Source organism: Kitasatospora sp. NPDC001547, assembly GCF_042894165.1.
In the GTDB taxonomy this organism is placed as follows: Bacteria; Actinomycetota; Actinomycetes; order Streptomycetales; family Streptomycetaceae; genus Kitasatospora.
In genome coordinates this window covers 125,018-141,825 of record NZ_JBIAVL010000014.1, presented here as the reverse complement: position 1 = coordinate 141,825, position 16,808 = coordinate 125,018, and the positions used below count along the sequence as shown (strand labels likewise).

General features: G+C 74.7%; 15 protein-coding genes. 9 read left to right on the top strand and 6 right to left on the bottom strand.

Annotated elements, in window-relative coordinates:
* The first annotated feature begins 104 nt into the window (after positions 1-104).
* Together ACFY0X_RS24820 and ACFY0X_RS24815 are read left to right on the top strand one after the other, a co-directional pair.
* Positions 105-1,190, top strand: a complete 1,086-nt coding sequence (locus ACFY0X_RS24820; protein ID WP_387757622.1) for an enoyl-CoA hydratase/isomerase family protein — start codon at positions 105-107, stop codon at positions 1,188-1,190.
* Between the two features lie 187 nt (positions 1,191-1,377).
* Positions 1,378-2,163, top strand: a complete 786-nt coding sequence (locus ACFY0X_RS24815; protein ID WP_387757620.1) for an enoyl-CoA hydratase — start codon at positions 1,378-1,380, stop codon at positions 2,161-2,163.
* 146 nt (positions 2,164-2,309) lie between these two features.
* On the opposite strand, the gene ACFY0X_RS24810 is transcribed toward ACFY0X_RS24815, so the two are convergent.
* Positions 2,310-4,133: an NAD-binding protein gene (locus ACFY0X_RS24810; protein WP_387757618.1), complete on the bottom strand. Its 1,824-nt coding sequence runs from the start codon at positions 4,131-4,133 to the stop codon at positions 2,310-2,312.
* Positions 4,134-4,384: 251 nt separating this feature from the next.
* On the opposite strand from ACFY0X_RS24810, the gene ACFY0X_RS24805 reads away from it, so the two are divergent.
* Entirely contained in the window at positions 4,385-4,984 is a 600-nt protein-coding gene (locus ACFY0X_RS24805) for an HdeD family acid-resistance protein (RefSeq protein WP_387757617.1), read from the top strand.
* Between the two features lie 141 nt (positions 4,985-5,125).
* On the opposite strand, the gene ACFY0X_RS24800 is transcribed toward ACFY0X_RS24805, so the two are convergent.
* The 3 genes from ACFY0X_RS24800 to ACFY0X_RS24790 are packed head-to-tail and all read right to left on the bottom strand — an operon-like array spanning position 5,126 to position 7,980.
* A complete protein-coding gene (locus tag ACFY0X_RS24800; protein ID WP_387757616.1) occupies positions 5,126-5,761 on the bottom strand; it encodes a DUF6461 domain-containing protein in 636 nt (211 codons plus the stop codon).
* A 46-nt stretch (positions 5,762-5,807) separates the two neighbouring features.
* The gene (locus ACFY0X_RS24795; RefSeq protein ID WP_387757614.1) at positions 5,808-7,328 is read right to left on the bottom strand and encodes a CoA transferase; all 1,521 of its coding nucleotides are present in this window, start codon (positions 7,326-7,328) and stop codon (positions 5,808-5,810) included.
* A gap of 22 nt (positions 7,329-7,350) precedes the next feature.
* On the bottom strand, positions 7,351-7,980 hold the full coding sequence (locus tag ACFY0X_RS24790) for a LysE family translocator (protein WP_387757613.1): 630 nt from the start codon (positions 7,978-7,980) through the stop codon (positions 7,351-7,353).
* A gap of 277 nt (positions 7,981-8,257) precedes the next feature.
* Between ACFY0X_RS24790 and ACFY0X_RS24785 the strand changes: the two genes are divergently transcribed.
* A complete protein-coding gene (locus tag ACFY0X_RS24785) occupies positions 8,258-8,716 on the top strand; it encodes an Lrp/AsnC family transcriptional regulator (RefSeq protein ID WP_355251808.1) in 459 nt (152 codons plus the stop codon).
* A gap of 58 nt (positions 8,717-8,774) precedes the next feature.
* The gene (locus ACFY0X_RS24780) at positions 8,775-9,485 is read left to right on the top strand and encodes an N-acyl homoserine lactonase family protein (RefSeq protein ID WP_387757611.1); all 711 of its coding nucleotides are present in this window, start codon (positions 8,775-8,777) and stop codon (positions 9,483-9,485) included.
* A gap of 151 nt (positions 9,486-9,636) precedes the next feature.
* Here the strand turns inward: ACFY0X_RS24780 and ACFY0X_RS24775 are convergent, their stop codons facing one another.
* Positions 9,637-10,857 (bottom strand): cytochrome P450, encoded by a 1,221-nt coding sequence (locus tag ACFY0X_RS24775; RefSeq protein WP_387757779.1) that lies wholly within the window; start codon positions 10,855-10,857, stop codon positions 9,637-9,639.
* 738 nt (positions 10,858-11,595) lie between these two features.
* On the opposite strand from ACFY0X_RS24775, the gene ACFY0X_RS24770 reads away from it, so the two are divergent.
* Positions 11,596-12,528 (top strand): hypothetical protein, encoded by a 933-nt coding sequence (locus tag ACFY0X_RS24770; protein ID WP_387757609.1) that lies wholly within the window; start codon positions 11,596-11,598, stop codon positions 12,526-12,528.
* A gap of 317 nt (positions 12,529-12,845) precedes the next feature.
* On the opposite strand, the gene ACFY0X_RS24765 is transcribed toward ACFY0X_RS24770, so the two are convergent.
* A complete protein-coding gene (locus ACFY0X_RS24765; protein WP_387757608.1) occupies positions 12,846-13,112 on the bottom strand; it encodes a zf-HC2 domain-containing protein in 267 nt (88 codons plus the stop codon).
* A gap of 55 nt (positions 13,113-13,167) precedes the next feature.
* On the opposite strand from ACFY0X_RS24765, the gene ACFY0X_RS24760 reads away from it, so the two are divergent.
* From ACFY0X_RS24760 to ACFY0X_RS24750, 3 genes are all read left to right on the top strand, one after another.
* Entirely contained in the window at positions 13,168-13,731 is a 564-nt protein-coding gene (locus ACFY0X_RS24760; protein WP_387757606.1) for a sigma-70 family RNA polymerase sigma factor, read from the top strand.
* 313 nt (positions 13,732-14,044) lie between these two features.
* Complete coding sequence (locus tag ACFY0X_RS24755; protein WP_387757604.1) at positions 14,045-15,418, top strand: MFS transporter; 1,374 nt, start codon at positions 14,045-14,047, stop codon at positions 15,416-15,418.
* Between the two features lie 34 nt (positions 15,419-15,452).
* Positions 15,453-16,784, top strand: coding sequence for a cytochrome P450 (locus ACFY0X_RS24750; protein ID WP_387757602.1), 1,332 nt, complete (start codon positions 15,453-15,455; stop codon positions 16,782-16,784).
* Positions 16,785-16,808: the final 24 nt, after the last annotated feature.

Here is a 16,808-nt window from a genome sequence, read left to right as displayed (position 1 = left end):
AACGGCCGCGCCGGCAGGAACGGACAGCGGACGCCGACCGACCCCGGTGGAAACCGGCGGACTCCGGCGGACGTCGACATCACCGAGGAACGGGAGCGGGCCCGATGAGCGCAGAGGTGGCGGAGGTCCAGGCGTTCCTGGACGGCGGCGTCGGACGGCTCGTGCTGAACCGTCCGCGGGCACTCAACTCGCTGACCCACGGCATGGTCACCGCCCTGCGAGCCACCCTGGACGACTGGGCCGCGGACGACCGGATACGCGCCGTCGTGCTGACCGGCGCGGGCGAGCGCGGCCTGTGCGCGGGCGGCGACATCCGCGCGATGCACGACGACGCCAAGGCGGGCGGGGCCGGCACCCGGGCCTTCTTCCGCGACGAGTACCGGCTGAACGCGCTGACCGCCCGCTACCCGAAGCCGTACGTCGCGGTGCTGGACGGCATCACCATGGGCGGCGGCGTCGGCGTGTCCGCCCACGGCGCGGTGCGGATCGTCACCGAGCGCTCCACCGTCGCGATGCCCGAGACCCGGATCGGCATCGTGCCGGACGTCGGCGGCAGCCGGCTGCTCGCCCTCGCCCCCGGCGAGCTGGGCACCCACCTCGGGCTCACCGCGGCCTCGATGGGCCCGGGCGACGCCCTGCTCTGCGGGTTCGCGGACCACTTCGTGCCCTCCTCGCGCGTGCCCGACCTGCTCGACGCCCTGGCCCGGAGCACCGCCGCGGCGACCGGGAGCACCACCGCCGAGGTCACCGCCCTCGTCGCCGGCCTCGTCGCCGCGCACGCCGAGCCCGCGCCGCCCGCCGCGCTGGCCCCCCAGCGCGCCTGGATCGACGCCTGCTACGCGGCCGACACCGTCGAGGAGATCGTCGACCGGCTGCTGGACTCCGGCGTTCCGGAGGCCAAGGAGGCCGCCGAAGCCGTCCTGGCGAACTCCCCCACCGCCGTGAAGACCACCCTGGCCGCGCTGCGCCGCGCCCGCACGCTCCCCTCGCTGGAGGCCGTGCTCGATCAGGAGTACCGGATCTCCTGCACCGCGCTGGAGAGCCATGACATGGTCGAGGGCATCCGCGCGCAGGTGATCGACAAGGACCGCAACCCCCGCTGGAATCCCGGCACGCTCGCCGAGGTGACGGAGGCGGACGTCGCCCGCTACTTCGCCCCGCGCGAGGGTGGCGAACTGGGCCTGGGCTGACCCGGGGCCGAGACCGTAGGGCGGACGGCGGAGCGTCCGCTTCCGACCGGCAGCGCCCGCTCCTTCCGGCGTCTGGTGACCGGCGTCTCGCATACCAAGACTGGCGCGAGACGGGGCGCTTCGTAGATCGTTGGGTGGTCAGGGCGCGCCCACGGGCGCCGAGCAGCGGAAATGGGAGTCGACGGCGATGACCGAGACCGAGACCTACGAGACGATCCTGGTCGAGCGCAAGGGCCGGGTGGGGCTGATCACGCTCAACCGGCCCAAGGCGCTCAACGCGCTGAACACCCAGCTGATGAACGAGGTGGTCGCCGCCGCGACCGCCTTCGACCGGGACCCGGAGATCGGCTGTCTGGTGATCACCGGCTCGGAGAAGGCCTTCGCGGCCGGCGCCGACATCAAGGAGATGCAGGGCAACCGGTTCCCGGACGTCTACCTGGACGACTGGCTGGGCCCGTGGGACCGGCTCGGCGCCCTGCGCAAGCCGGTGGTCGCGGCGGTGGCCGGGTTCGCCCTGGGCGGTGGCTGCGAGCTGGCGATGCTGTGCGACATCCTGCTGGCGGCGGACACCGCGAAGTTCGGGCAGCCGGAGATCAAGCTCGGGGTCATTCCCGGCATCGGCGGCTCGCAGCGGCTGACCCGGGCGGTCGGCAAGGCCAAGGCCATGGAGCTGTGTCTGACCGGTCGGATGATGGGCGCCGAGGAGGCCGAGCGGGCCGGGCTGGTCTCCCGGATCGTCCCGGCGGACCAGTTGCTGTCCGAGGCGCTGGCCACCGCCGAGACGGTCGCGGCGATGTCCGCCCCCGCGGCGGTCATGATGAAGGAGAGCGTCAACCGCGCCTTCGAGACCACCCTGGCCGAGGGCGTCCGCTTCGAGCGCCGGCTCTTCCACGCGGCCTTCGCCACGGCGGACCAGAAGGAGGGCATGGCGGCCTTCGCCGAGAAGCGCCCGCCGGAGTTCCAGAACCGCTGACGACGGGGGCGGCTGACAGATGACAGCTGACAGATTTCAGATGATGAAATCTGTCGGCTGTTCGCCGTCGGCCGTCGGTTGTCAGTTGTCGGTTGTCCACTGCCGGCTGCCGCCTTCCCCCGACAGCCGGCGCCCCTCCGCCGTGCTCATCCCTCCTCCTCCACCGCCACCGTGTTCAGCCGGGCGAGCCCGCTGCGGGTGGCGGCGACCACGATCTGGTCGCCCGGGGCGAGCCGCCGGGTGCGGTCCGCGAAGTTCCACTGCAACGGCCCGCCGTGGGCGAGGCGCACGGCGATCACCCGGACGCCGCCCGGGTCCTCCAGGTCGTGCCGGTTCAGCCCGATCAGTCCGCTGCCGTCCTCCACCTTCAGCTCGGCGATCAGCAGCACGTGCCGGAGCACCGACAGCGTCCCGCGCACCTCGCGCCCCATCAGCGCCGCTGCGAAGGCGGGCGCGGCCAGGTAGGACACCGACCGGGAGGCCGCGTTGTCCAGCGTCTTGTAGAAGTGGCCGGCGAAGTCGTCCTCGAACAGCCGCACCACCACCCGGACCTCGGGATTGCCGTGGCGCGCCTCCAGGGCCGCCTCCAGGTTGGTGGCGTCGTCCCCGCTGACCGCGACCAGCGCCCGGCTGTGCTTCAGCCGGGCCCGGCGCAGCTGCTGCTCGAACGGTCCGTCGCCCAGCACCACCGGGATCCCCAGCGCCCGTACGGCGGCGATGCCGCGCGCCTGCGGGTCCCGCTCCACGCAGACCACCGGCACCCCCATGTCGTGCAGCTGGGTCGCGACCCGGGTGCCGACGTTGCCGAGACCGACGACGATCACGTGGTCCCGGGTGCCCGCCCCGGGGTTGCGCGGCTGCCCGCGCCGCCCGGAGCCCAGCACCTCGACCGCGATGGCGGTGGCGACCGGTGCGAAGGTGATCCCGCAGATGGTGATCACCACCTGCGCGACCCGCTGCCAGAACCCGCCGGTGCCCGTCCCGTCGGCGATGTCGGAGAGCTGGTCCGGCTGGGCGGCGCCGGCCAGGTCGAGCAGCGTGATGTAGACGGTCCAGCCGAAGTTCCGGTTGAGGTACCAGAGCACCCCGAAGGCCAGCAGCACGGCCGCGAGGGCGGTGAGCAGCACCAGCCGCATCCGGGCGCTGGTGAAGAAGCGCATGGTGTCGAGCAGCCGCCAGCGCACCCGCCGCTTCCAGTCGATCGGCTCCCGGGGCTCGATCCGCAGGGCCTGGAGCGCCGCCCGGCCGCCCGGTTCCTCCTCCGGGGCGGGGTCGGCCGACGACGCCGGTTCGCGTCGCAGGTCGTCCGGGCGGATCGGCCCGTTGTCGCCGAACTCCCGGGCGAACCGGACGAACTCGGCCGAGTCGCCCTGCTGCTCGGGCAGCAGTCGGATCCTGCCGAGGTCCTGCCGGTCGATGTGGTCGGCGACCACGCAGATCCGGTCGGAGGTGATGTCGTCGTCGAACGCGATGTGCAGGTAACGCCCGTCGATCTCCACCGAGTTGGGCCGCCCGAGCGCCGCGGACGCGAAGGCCGGGGCGGCGGTGGCGGAGCCGGAGAGCGCGGCACCGTTCCTGAGCAGCCGTTCGATGTTCTCGCCGAGCCGCTGGTTGAACATCCGGAACACGATGCGGATGTCCGGGTTGTGGTTCTGGGCGCTGAGCGCCGCGTGGATGTTCTCCTGGTCGCTCCCCTCGACCAGGGCGAGACCGCGCGCGGTGCCGATGGACACCGCGCGCAGCGCCTCCTCGGTGACGCTGGCGTACTCCACGACGGCCGCGACGCCGGAGAGTTGCTCGATCTGCGGCGCGTGGTCACGGGTTCGGTCGGCGACCAGGACGACGACCGGGACCTCGTAGTGCTCGACGAGTTCCCGGACCAGTCGGTGTGCCAGCGCGTTGCCCCCGCAGACGATGTAGTGCTGGCTGATCGGCTCGACCGGAGGGGTCCCCCACCCTTCAGAAGTCATATTGACGGATGCTATCGACGGAAAGTGTCCGGAGGGTGGCGTTCCGGCGACCGCGGCGGATCCCCCGAACGGCCGTACCGGGCGCGCGGCCCCGCCGTGGCGCGGAAGAGGCTGGGGTACGTTCCCTGCCCGTCAGCCGGCCGACCCGACCCCGCCCGTCCCGCGTCGCACCCGCCTCGTGCCCGCGTCGCACCCGACCAGCACGGCACCCGTCGCCCGTCGCCCGGCGTCAGCCCGAGGAGTACGCCACCGTGGCCCCTCCGATCATCACCCCCGACGGCACCCCGGTCCAGGGCCCGCTCGGACTGCTCGCCAAGGCCGCCTGGCAGGTCCTGCTGGTCGCCGGACTCGCCTCCCTCGCCCTCGGGATCGTGGTCTTCGCCTGGCCCCGGGAGACGCTCCTGGTGGTGGGCGTCCTGTTCGGCCTCTACCTGCTGGTGATCGGCATCGTGCAGCTGGTCGCCGCGTTCGGCACCCACTCCACCACCGCGCTGCGGGTGCTGGCCTTCATCAGCGGCGCGATCTGCGTGCTGCTGGGGCTGCTCTGCTTCCGCAGCGCGGTGCAGTCGCTGCTGCTGCTCGCGCTCTGGATCGGGATCGGCTGGCTGTTCCGCGGGATCACCCAGCTCGCCGCCGCGCTCTCCGACCCGCTGATGCCCGCCCGTGCCTGGCAGGCCTTCGCGGGCGTGGCCAACACCCTGGCCGGCGTGCTGCTGATGGTCTGGCCGGTCGGGTCGATCACCGCGCTGACCGTGCTGGCGGGCTGCTGGCTGGTGATCCTGGGCCTGGTCGAGATCGTGACGGCGATCCAGGTGCGCGGCCAGGCCAGGCGGATCCCGTCGGGGGTCTGACCGCCCCCGCCCCACGGGACGTCACCTCGCGCAGCAGCGGCTTCACCGGAGTCGTCACCTCGCGCAGTCGCCGCCTCGCCGGAGTCGTCACCTCGTGGAGCCGTCACCTGCCGGCCGGGGCCGCCCACCGCCCGTCGACTGCTACGGGCGCGGCGCGAAGCCGATCCGGAAGGTGGCGGCCTCCAGGCGTTCCGGGCCGAGCCGGACGTCCGTCAGCCGCTCGGCGAGTGCGAACGCGGCCTCGCCGCACAGGTCGTACGCCTCCGTCTCCAGCTCGAAGCCGCAGGCGGTCAGCAGCTCCGGGACGCCGGGGGCCTCGGCGTCCGTGCCGTCCCGCTGGGTGGGGAAGAGCGGCTCGAAGTGCAGCCGCCGGACGCCGTGCTCCCACCAGTGGAAGTGGTCCACGGCGTTCACGTTGCGGAAGTGCGAGACCAGCCGGGTGCCCTCACCGAGCCGGGGGATCACCGTGTCCAGGGTGCCGAGGTAGCCGTTCGGCTCGATCGCGAGGGACCAGCCGTCGAGTTCGGTGACCGCGACGAGCAGCCGGTCCTCGGCGAGGTCGAACAGCGCCTCGGCCTCCTCGTCCTCCTCGTCCAGGTAGGCGTCCCAGCGGGCCATCACCGCCCCCAGGCCGACGGCGTCGCTGCCCGGCAGGGCGTCGAAGCGGCGCAGCAGCTCGTCGGCCGTGAGCCCCTGGACCCGGGTGAGGCAGTAGGCCTCGCCCAGGTCCGGGTAGTGCTCGTCGAACCAGGTGTAGTCGGTGGCGTGTGCGGTCATGACGGCGATGCTGCCAGACGCCTCGGACAGCCACCCCGCCGGAGGTTCAGAGCCAGACCGGCTCGTCCGTCCCCCAGCGCCCCGGCGGGCGCGACCAGTCGGTGGGCGCCCCCTCGTACCCGATCGGCGGCAGGGCGTGGCGCAGCCGCCCGTAGCCGGAGTCGGTCTCGGCGAGCCACCGGGAGGGGTCGTAGGGCTCGGACGGGACGCCCTGCGGCGCCTCCTCCGGTTCGATGCCGTGCAGCAGCCAGGAGGCCGTGCCGGCGAGGGAGAAGCGCAGGTGGCGGCCGCCGGGGCGACGGGTGCGCTGGTCGGTGAGGGAGCGCAGGACGGCGGCGGCGAGGAGGTAGCCGGTGCCGTGGTCGAGGGCCTGGGCGGGCAGCACACCGGGACGGCTTTCCGGGGCGGACCCGGGTGCGGCGGCGCGGGTGGGCTCCTGGCCGGCGGCGTGGGGAGTCTCGCGGGCGGACTCGTGGGCGGCGATGCCGACGCCCGCCTGGACCAGGCTGTCGAAGCCGCGCCGGTCGGCCCAGCGGCCGGTCCGGCCCCAGGCGCGGATCTGGGCGAGGATCAGGTCCGGGCGGCGGGCGAACAGCGCCTCCGGGCTCAGGCCGTGGGCGTCGAGGGCGCCGGGGCGGTAGCCGGTGACGAGGACGTCGGCGGTGGCGAGCAGGTCCTCGAAGACCGCGCGGTCGGCCGGCGCGGCCAGGTCGAGCCGGGTGGAGCGCTTGCCGAAGCCGGTGTCGGCGTGGGCGTCGTCGGCCTCCGGCAGCCGGGGCGGGTCGACGCGCAGGACGTCGGCACCGAGCAGGGCCAGGGTGCGGGTGGCGACCGGTCCGGCGATCACCCGGGTGAGGTCGAGGACCCGGACCCCGGCGGCGGGCCGGTCCACCGGGGCCCCGCCGAGCGGGCGGGCCGGCGCGGCCCCCGTGGCGGCACCGGTCTCCCGGTGCTCCACGAGGGGGTGCACGGCCGGGCTCACCGGCGCGACGGCCACCGCGAGCGCTCCCGCCTCGTACGCGCGCTCCTGGATCCGCTCGGCCGGCATCCTGCCGAGCACCTCGGCGAGCTGCTCGGGGCCGGCGTCCGCGGCGAGGCCGAGGGCGGCGAGCAGCCGGGCGCGGTGGTGCGGGTAGTTGGCGTGGGTGCGCACCCAGCCGTCGGCGGTGCGCCAGAAGCCGGAGTGCGGGGCGAAGGTGACGGGCGTCCGGCCGTCGACCGTCAGGTGCCGCTCGCTGACGAAGGCGGTGGCGACCGCCCCCTGATCCACCAGGACGGCGGGGACGGGCGCGCCGGTGCGGTGGGCCGCGAGTTCGGCCGCGGCCAGCGAACAGACGGCCACGGTGGCCCGGGCGAGCCGGCGCACCGGGAGACCGGAGGGCAGGACGTCGTCCGGGCCCTGGAAGCCCACCCGTTCCAGCAGCTCGGGCGGGCCGCCGAGCGCCGCCCAGGCGTGGGCGGTCGGGCCGTCGACACACCCGGCGGCTCCGGCGGCTCCGGTGGACCCGATGGATCCGGTGGACCCGGTGGACCCGGTGGTTCCTTCTGGCAACGGACGATCAGTCATGTCCGGCATTGTGCTCCGGTTCTCAGGCGCTCGCCGTGACGCCCGCCACCAGCATCAGCAGGACCGCCGAGACCATCGTCATCCGGCGGGCCGCCTGCGGGGTGCCGCCGAAGCGGCCGCCGAGCCGCCCGCTGGCGTGCGCGACCAGCCCGTACACGACCGCGCAGGCCAGCACGTTGAGCGAGCCGAGCGCGAGCACCTGCCCGCCGACCGGCAGCGCGGCGCCCGGATCGACGAACTGCGGCACCAGGGAGAGGTAGAGCAGCAGCCCCTTGGGGTTGAGCAGCGCGGTCAGCATGCTCTGGCGCAGCACCGTCGCGGTGGGCTGCGGCTTGGGCGCGGCCAGGGCGGCGGCGCCCCCGCCCTTGCGCAGTGCCAGCAGCATCATCACGGCGAGCACCAGCAGGTACGCGGCGCCGGTGAGGCGCAGCACGGGCAGGGCGGCCGGGACGGCGCGCAGCGCGGCGGCCAGTCCGGCACTGGAGAGCAGGGTGTGGACGGCGTACCCGGCGCAGACCCCGCCGACCGCGGTCAGCGCGGCACGGCGGCCCTGGCCGAGGCCTCGGGCGGCGATGTAGAGCCAGTCGGGGCCCGGGGTGCAGACCAGCAGCAGGTCGACTCCGAGGAAGAGGAGGAGGGCGTGGGTGTCCATGGGCGTGGGCGTGGCCTGTCGTGCTCGTCGCGGTGTGGGCCCGGCGCATCGGCCAGGGGTTCCCGGGGGTGTCCCGGGTGGCCGGGGTTGTTCCGGGTGGTGGCCGGGTGGTTCCGGCGGTCGTCCGGAGTGGCTCCGGCGCACCGGCCGGAGCGCCCCGGGTCGTGGGCCGGGGTCTCCCGTTGACCGGTGCGGTAACTGAAGGTAGCCGGACGGGGCTGGCACGCGATGGCGACTTCCGGCTGGTCGGAGCCGCGTTTTGGCAGAATATTGCGCCATGGACCGAATCGACCGCAGAATCCTCCGCGAGCTCCAGCAGGACGGGCGTCTGACCAACACCGAGCTGGCCGCGCGGGTGGACCTCACCCCCTCCCCCTGCCTGCGCCGAGTGCGCCAGCTGGAGCAGGACGGAGTGATCCGCGGCTACCGGGCGGTGCTGGACGGCGCGGCGGTCGGGCGCGGGTTCCAGCCCTTCGTAACGATCACCATGCGTCACGAGGACCAGGTGACGGTCGCCGAGTTCGAGCGCCGGGTGGCCGAGCTTCCGGAGGTGGTGGAGGCGCACCGGCTGTTCGGCGAACCCGACTACCTGCTGCGGATCGCGGTGGCCGACATCGCCGCGTACGAGCGCTTCATCACCGACGTGCTCTCCGGCCTGCCGGGCATCGCGCAGGTCAATTCGCACCTGACGATGAAGCAGGTGAAGCCCGACCGGGGGCTGCCGGTCGGCGGGTAGGGTGCGAACCGGGGGCCCGCGCGGCCACCCGTACGGGGGCCGAGCGACGCACTGCGACATGGGGGCTGAATTGCGCGTGATCCGCCGTCTCGACCTGGGGTACTTCGTCCGGCCGGCCGGCGAGGTGGGCGGCCCGGAGCCGCGCGTGGAGCCGGTGCTCGCGTACCTGGTCCGGCGTCCGGAGGGGCTGCTGCTGTTCGACACCGGGATCGGCGGCGGCGAGCCGGAGACCGAGGCCCACTACCGCCCGGTCCGCCGGCCGCTGCCGGAGGCGCTCGCCGCGGCCGGGGTGGCCGTCGCCGACATCGACCTGGTGGTCAACTGCCACCTGCACTTCGACCACTGCGGCGGCAACCCGCTGTTCGCCGGCACGACCGTCGTGGTCCAGGCGGAGGAGCTGGCCACCGCCCGGCGCGGCGAGTACACCTTCGACGCGCTGGTCGACTTCCCCGGCGCCGAGTACCGCGAACTCGACGGCGAGGCCGAGGTGTGGCCGGGCGTGCGGGTACTGCCCACCCCCGGCCACACCGCGGGCCACCAGTCGCTGCTGGTCGACCGCCCGGGCGGCGCGCCGGTCCTGCTGGCCGGGCAGGCGTACGACTTCGCCTCCGAGTACGGGCAGGCGCTGCTCGCCCGACGGGCGGCCCGCGAGGGCGTGGACCCGCCGCTGCCCGGGTACCGGCCCTGGCTCGACCGGGTGGCGGAGCACGGCCCGCACCGGGTGCTGTTCGCGCACGACCACGCGGTGTGGGAGGCGGGCGACTGGTAGCGGCGGGGCACTGGCCGCTCAGGGGGCCGGCTCCTCGGGAGGTTCGGACCTCCCGGGTTGCCAAGGCCTTTCGGGAGGTCCGGACCTCCCCAGGAGATCCGTGCCTCCCGGGAGGTCGGTGCCTCTCGGAAGTTCAGACCTCTCAGCAGGTTCAGAACGTGAAGCGCAGCGAGCGGACCCGGTGGTCGAAGCTGGACGGGACGAGCTGCGGCTCGCCGACCGACCGTGCCTCGGGCAGGCGGGTGAGCAGCTCGTGGAACAGCGCCGTCATCTCCTGCCGGGCCAGGTGCGCGCCGAGGCAGTAGTGCGGACCGCCGCCGCCGAAACCGAGGTGGGGGTTGGGCGTGCGGGTGATGTCGAAGGCGTCCGGGTCGGGGAAGACCTCCTCGTCGCGGTTGGCGGAGCCGTAGAACAGCGCGACCTTCTCGCCCGCGCGCAGCAGTGTCCCGCCGGAGCCGCCCAGCTCGTGGTCGACGGCGAGGGTCCGGTTGAACTGGATGATCGGCGTGGCGTGGCGGATCATCTCGTCCACCGCACCGCCGAGCCGCCCGTCGAGGTCTTCGAGCAGCAGGGCGCGCTGCTCGGGGTGGACGGTCAGCAGGTGCAGGCCGTGGGCCAGCGCGTTGCGGGTGGTCTCGACCCCGGCGACCAGCAGCAGGCTGAAGAAGGCGCCCAGCTCGCGCCCGGCGAGCCGGCGGCCGTCCACGTCGGCGGTCACCAGCGCGGAGATCAGGTCCTCCTCCGGTCGGCGACGGCGCCGGCGGCCGATCCCGGCGACGATGCCCTGCATCCGGGCGAGCGCCCGCAGCCCGCGCCCGGGCGCCCGGAGGCGGCGGCACAGCGGACGGGCCACGCCGATGTCCTCGGAACTGCGGTTGACCAGGCCGAGGATGGTGCGGCGCGGCCCCTCCGGGATGCCCATCATGGTGCAGATCACCTGGAACGGGAGCTCGGCGGCGACCGCGGTCACGAAGTCCTCCGGCCGCTCCCGCTCGATCCGGTCGACCAGCTCGGTGCTGATCCGCCGGACGTCCTCCTCGACCCGGTCGAGCAGCCGCGGGGTGAACGCCCGCGAGACGATCCGGCGCAGCTGGGCGTGGCGGGGGTCGTCCAGGTTGACCATCGAGTCGCCGAACGCCAGCCGGACCCAGCGGGCCGGGGCGGGGGTGGTCACGCCGGGGCCGCTGAGGAAGACGGCGGGGTTGCGGCTGGCCTCCACCACGTCGGCGTGGCGGACCAGGGCGTGGAAGCCCCGGCCGGTGGCACGGTCGCCGAAGAACACCGGGCCCGGGCGGCGGCGCAGCTCGGCGAAGGCGGCGGCGCGGGCGGGGGCGGGCAGCTTCCAGAAGCCGGGGTCGGCGAGGTCGGCCAGGTCGGCGCTCGGGGGCGTCGCGGCGGCGGGCTCGGCGGCTTCTGCGGACTCGGCCGCGTCCGCGGAGTCGGCCGTGTCGGCAGGCTCAGCCGCGCCGGCGGGGTCGGCCGCGTCGGCGGTCTCGGCTGAGTCAGCCTGGTCGGCGGCTTCGGCCGGCTCGGCGGCTTCGGCTGAGTCGGCCTCCTCCGTGGACTCGGCGGGCTCGGTGGACTCGGCCGATTCGTCGGCCTCGGCCGGCTTGGTGGCTGCGGCAGCCTCGGCCAGTTCGGCGGGTTCACCGGCCTCGGCGGCGTCGGCGGCTTCGGTCTGCTCGGCGGTGGCCTCGGCGGCAGCCTTGGCCTTGACCTTGGCCTTGACCACCGCCCGTCCCGGGGCCGTGGCCTGCTGCGGGACGGTCGGCTCCGTGGGGGCAGCGGACTCGGTACTGTCGGCAATGGGCGCCGAGGTATCCGTCGGGGTCTCCAAGGCCGGACCTCCCTGCTTCTGAACGGCATCATCCCGATACGCACCGTATGGGGTGGTGCACATTAAGTGAGCATCGGATGCGCGCTGTCAAACCGCCCCGATGGTCGTACGAGCGGTTGTTCGGTTCGGCGCGCCAGGTGAACAGGCCAGGCCGAACGGCCGGACCGGGTGGCGATCCGGCGGGCTGGGGGCGGGCGGCCGGGCATGGTCTCACGGCACAGAACCGGCCATCACCGGAGGGTGCGGTCCGGGTCGGGCGGGGTGGGTGCGACGATGAGTGCCATCGTGATGACCGACCGGATCCGCCTGCTGCGCGCCGTGGTCTTCGCCGCGCTGTGCGTGGCGACGGCCGCCGCCGCGCACGTCGCCATGGCCGGGTCCGGCGTGTCACCAACGGTGCTGGTCGGCGCGTTCGGGGCCGTCCTCGGACTGACCTGGCTGCTCGCCGGGAAGCAGCGCGGACTCGGGGTGATCAGCCTCTGGATGGTGGTGGCGCAGACCGCGTCGCACCAGCTGTTCGAGCAGGCCGGGCCGCTCTCCCGAGGAGGCGGCGGCCTCGGCCGGATCACCTCCACGGACTGGGCGGCCCTACTGCTCTGCAACCCCGACCGGGCGCCCGGCGGACTCTCCCCGGTCGAACTGGCGCGGATGGCGGGCATCGACCCGGACGTCCCGCCGGCCGGCGGCAGCCTGCGGCCGACGGCGGGAACGCACCACGCGACCTCGGGGGCGACGGCCCTCGATCCCGGCCTACCGGGGACCACCGGTGCGACCGGTACGACCGGGATGACGGGGATGTCCACCGGGCCGCACATGATGCCCGACGGGACGTTCCACGGCGCCGGGTCGTACGGCGGGGCGCAGGATCTGGTGAGCGGACCGGCGCACGACATGGCGCACGGGATGCCTCACGGCATGTCGTCCGGGATGACCGCCGCCCACGTGCTCGCCGCGCTGGCGTGCGCGCTCCTGCTCTGGCGCGGCGACGCGGCGCTCGTCCGGCTCTTCGAGCTGCTCGGCGCGCTCGGCTCGGTGGTGGCGGGGGCCCTGCTGGTCCCGCTGCTGGCGCTGTTCGCGCGCCCCTTCGGCTACCGGGCCCCGGCGCCGCCCCGCCCTGCCGACGACCGGGCCCGGCCGCCGCGCTCGGTGCTGCTGACGCATGCCCTGGTCCGGCGCGGGCCGCCGGCGTTCGCCCTCGCCTGCTGACGCGCCCGCCGCTCCCTTTCCTCACCCCGGCCGCCCTCCGGTCGCCGGGACGCTCGCGACGGGCAGGTCACCCTGCCGTACGGCCACGCCCCGCGCCGTCGTGTCGTCAGGGTGCGGGCCCGCGTCCGCCGCCGCGCTTCCCCCAGGGGTCCGGCGCGCCGCGCGCGGTTGCCCATGGACGCCGACGGTGCCGCCCTGCGCGGTGCCGCTCCCCGCCTTCCCCTCGGGACCTTCCCATGTCTGATTTCGACGGCGCGCCGGCTCCGGCCGGCGCCCCCGTCCCACCGCATCCGCTCCTCGGCGCGCCCCTGCCGGGCCTACCGCTCGACGGTCTGCGGGCCGTCCGGAGCGCCGCCTCCCGGCCCGCCTTGGCCCAACCCGGCCAGCAGTCGGGCCGACCACTCCGGCGACGGCCCGTCCGCGGCGCCCGCCCGAACCCGGCCGCGCAGCTGTTCCGCGCGGGCCAGCCAGTCCCGGCAGCCGGCGCAGCGCGCGACGTGCTTGTCCAGCCGGACCTCCGGCAGGCCGCACGGTTCGCCGTCGAGCCGAGCGGACAGGGCGATACGGAACTGTGCGCATCTCATATGACCATCGTCCTGCACGCGCGTTGTGCCGGGACCAGCCGGGTGGGAGGCCGCCGTGGATGACGAACAGCTCACCGCGCTGGCGCTGACCGCCCGCTCCGGACGGACGGCCGACGTCGAGGCCTTCGTCCGGGCCACCCAGCGGGACGTCTGGCGCTTCGTCGCCCACCTGACCGACGTGCAGTCCGCCGACGACCTCGCCCAGGAGACCTTCCTGCGGGCCCTGCGCGGCCTGCCCGCGTTCGCCGGGCGCTCCTCGGCCCGCACCTGGCTGTTGTCGATCGCCCGGCGCACGGTGATCGACCGGTACCGGATGGCCGCCGCCCGGCCGCGCTGCGCCGCGCTGCCGGACTGGCAGGAGGCGGCGGAGCGCCAGGGCGGAGCACCGGCGGCCGGGTTCGAGGACGGCATCGCGCTCGACGACCTGCTCGACCGGGTACCCGCCCAGCGACGGGAGGCCTTCGTGCTGACCCAGGTGGTCGGTCTGAGCTACGCCGAGGCGGCCGAGGTCGCCGGCTGCCCGGTCGGGACCGTCCGCTCCCGGGTCGCCCGGGCGCGGGAGGAGCTGGTGGCACGCCTGCGCGCCGCCGAGGCAGAGGCGCTCGCCCCCGCCTGCTGAGCAGCGGACGGGGCGGAGACCGACAACGGACAGTCGACAGCTGACAATCGACGGCGAACAGATAACAGATTTCGAAATCTGTTATCTGTTCGCTGAAAGTTGTCATCTGTCGGCTGTCGGCTGTCGACTGTCGGCTGTTCGCCACAGGCACCCCGCGCGCCGTCGAATTCCACTCCCACCGCACGCACACCACCCCGGGGGAAAGAAATCCCCCAGGTGTTCGGAACCGGAGCTCCCGCACGCCCGACTGCTGTACCGGACCCCGCCGCCGAGGCGGCGTCCGGTCCGGCAGCACGGGAGACGGAGGGACTTCATGACGGTGCAACCAACCCCGGCCTCCCGATATCCGATGGTCCATCAGGTTCAACCGGTCGACCGCTGGAGCCTGGTCGTGGCCGCCGGTCTGCTGTCGTTCGTCGCGATGCTCGACATGAACGTGGTCAACCTCGCGCTCACCGACATCTCGACCGGCCTGCACGTCTCCCCCGGGGTCGCCCAGTGGGCCACGCTCGGCTACCAACTCCCGCTCGTCGCCGCGCTGTTGCCCGCCGGGCGGTGGCTGGACCAGGTCGGCACCCGTTCGGCCCTGCTGTTCGCGGTCAGCTGCTTCGCCCTGTGCAGCGTGCTGGCCGCGTGCGCCCCGTGGGCCGGTTGGCTGATCGCGGCCCGGCTGTTCCAAGGCGCCTTCGGGGCCGTGCTCTTCGTCCTGATGCCGGTGCTGGCCGCGACCTCCGTCCGGCCCGAGCTGCGTGGCCGGGCGATGAGTGTGCCCGCGACCCTCGGCCCACTCGGCGCCGTCACCGGGCCGGTGGTCGGCGGCCTGCTGCTGGACCACCTGGGCTGGCGGGCGGTCTTCCTCGTCAAGCTGCCGGTCTGCCTGGCCGCCGTCCTGATCGTGCGGCGCCACGCCCCGCGCCGGGGCGGGCTGCGGCCGCCCGACCGGTCCTCGCTCGGCGACGCCGCACTGATCGGCGCCGCCGTGGCCGCCACGCTGCTCGGACTCACCCTGGCCCCGCAGGCGCCGCTGTGGCTGCTGCTCGCTCTGCCCGCCGTACCGCTGGTGCTGCTCTGGCTGCGTCGCCCGGGCGGCCGGCCGGTGGCCGAGGTGCTGCGGGCCGCCGGGACGGCCGGGGCCAACGCCTCGGTGCTGGCGCTCGCCGCCGGCTTCGCCGCCTGCCACTACCTGCTCGCCCAGTACCTGCGCGGCCCCCGGGGCGAGAGCGCCACCGCGACCGCACTCACCATGCTGGCGTTCCCGCTCGGCATGGTGCTGGCCGGCCGGATCGGCGGCCGGCTGGCCGACAGCTGGGGCGCCCGGCCGACCGCGCTCACCGGCGCCGCCGTCACCACCCTCGGCCTGGCCCTGCTCGTCCCGCTGGACACCGGCTGGTCCGCCGTCGACATCGCCGCGCGACTCGCCCTCGCCGGCGCCGGGATGGGCCTCAACGGCGGCCCCACCCAGGCGCTGGTGATGTCCGCCTCCCCGCCCGGAAAGCTCGCCACCGCCGGGTCCGCCGTCCAGCTCGCCCGCAGCCTCGGCTTCGCGCTCGGCCCGGCCCTCGCCACATCCGCCTCGCTCGCCGGGGCCGGCGGCACCGCCGGGACCCGCGCCGGCATCACCCTGGCCGCCCTGGTCGCGGCCACCGCCGTCGCCCTGCTCGCCCTGCACCGCCGCTCCACGTCCTGAGCCCCGCAACACCAGTACCGAAGGACCGCCTCAGATGACCGACACCATCCCCGACCCGGGCGCCACCGATGACGCGCCGCACTGCCCGTACGGGCACGACCGGCTCCCCTCCCCCGTCCCGCTGCACGGCCCGGCGTACAAGAGCGACCCGTACCCGCTCTACCGGCGGATGCGCGAGGCCGGGCCGGTGCACCGGGTGGAGTTCCCGAGCGGCATCCACGCCTGGCTGGTCACCGGCTACCGGTCCGCCCACGCCGCGCTCAACGACCCCCGGCTCGGCAAGAACCACGCGCTGGGCAACGACAACTGGCGCCGACGCGCGTCGATCATGCCCGAGCCGCAGCACTCCCAGCTCCAGGTCCACCTGCTCCACCAGGACCCGCCCAAGCACACCTCGATGCGCCGGCTCGTCCTGGACGCGTTCGCCCCGCGCCGGGTGGAGTCGCTGCGCCCCCGGTTCCGGGAACTGGCCGACGCGCTGGTGGACGAGCTGCCGGAGTCCGGCGGTGCGGACCTCGTGGCCGGCTTCGCGGCCCACTACCCCTTCCGGGTACTCGCCGAAGTCATCGGCCTCCCGCCCGAGTTGGCGGAGCGGTTCGACCGGGACTGGGGCAAGGTGGTCCAGCCGGTCGGGCCGCAGGACCCCGGGCGTCCGGCGTACGAGGCGCGGCTGCGCGGCCTCCAGACGTACATCGCCGATGTCGTCGCCCGTAAGCGCGCCGACTGCCGGGCACCGGGCTGGGCGGCCCGGGAGGACCTGCTGGGCCGCCTCGTCGCGGCCCACGACGCAGGGGAGTTGAGCCGCGCGGAGCTCGACTCGATGGTGTTCCAGCTGCTGGTCGCCGGGCAGGAGCCGGTCACCAACCAGATCACCACCATGCTGGTCACCCTGCTGCGCCACCCCGAGCAGCTCGCCCGGCTCCGCGAGGGCCTCGACGAGCCCGACCGGCTCGCCCGCGCGGTGGAGGAACTGCTGCGCCACGACGCCGCGTTCGAGCTCACCACCTGGCGGTTCTTCGCCGAGGACAGCGACCTGTTCGGCACCGCCGTCCCGGCCGGGGACTCCGTGATCGTCTCGCTCTGCGCCGCCAACCGCGACGACGCGCAGTTCGCCGATCCCGACCGCCTCGACCTCGACCGCACTCCCAACGCCCACCTGGCCTTCGGCCACGGCGTCCACTACTGCCCCGGCGCCGCGCTGGCCCGGGCGGAACTGCAGGTCGCCCTCGCCACCCTGCTCGGCCGGCTGACCGGCCTGCGCCCGGCCGAGACGCCCGGCGACGGCCTCGCGGACCTGGCCTGGATCCCCGCCGTCCTGGCGCGCGGGGTGAACCGGCTGCCGGTCGCCTACGACCACCGCCACTGACCCCCGGCGCCGAGGCACCGCCCG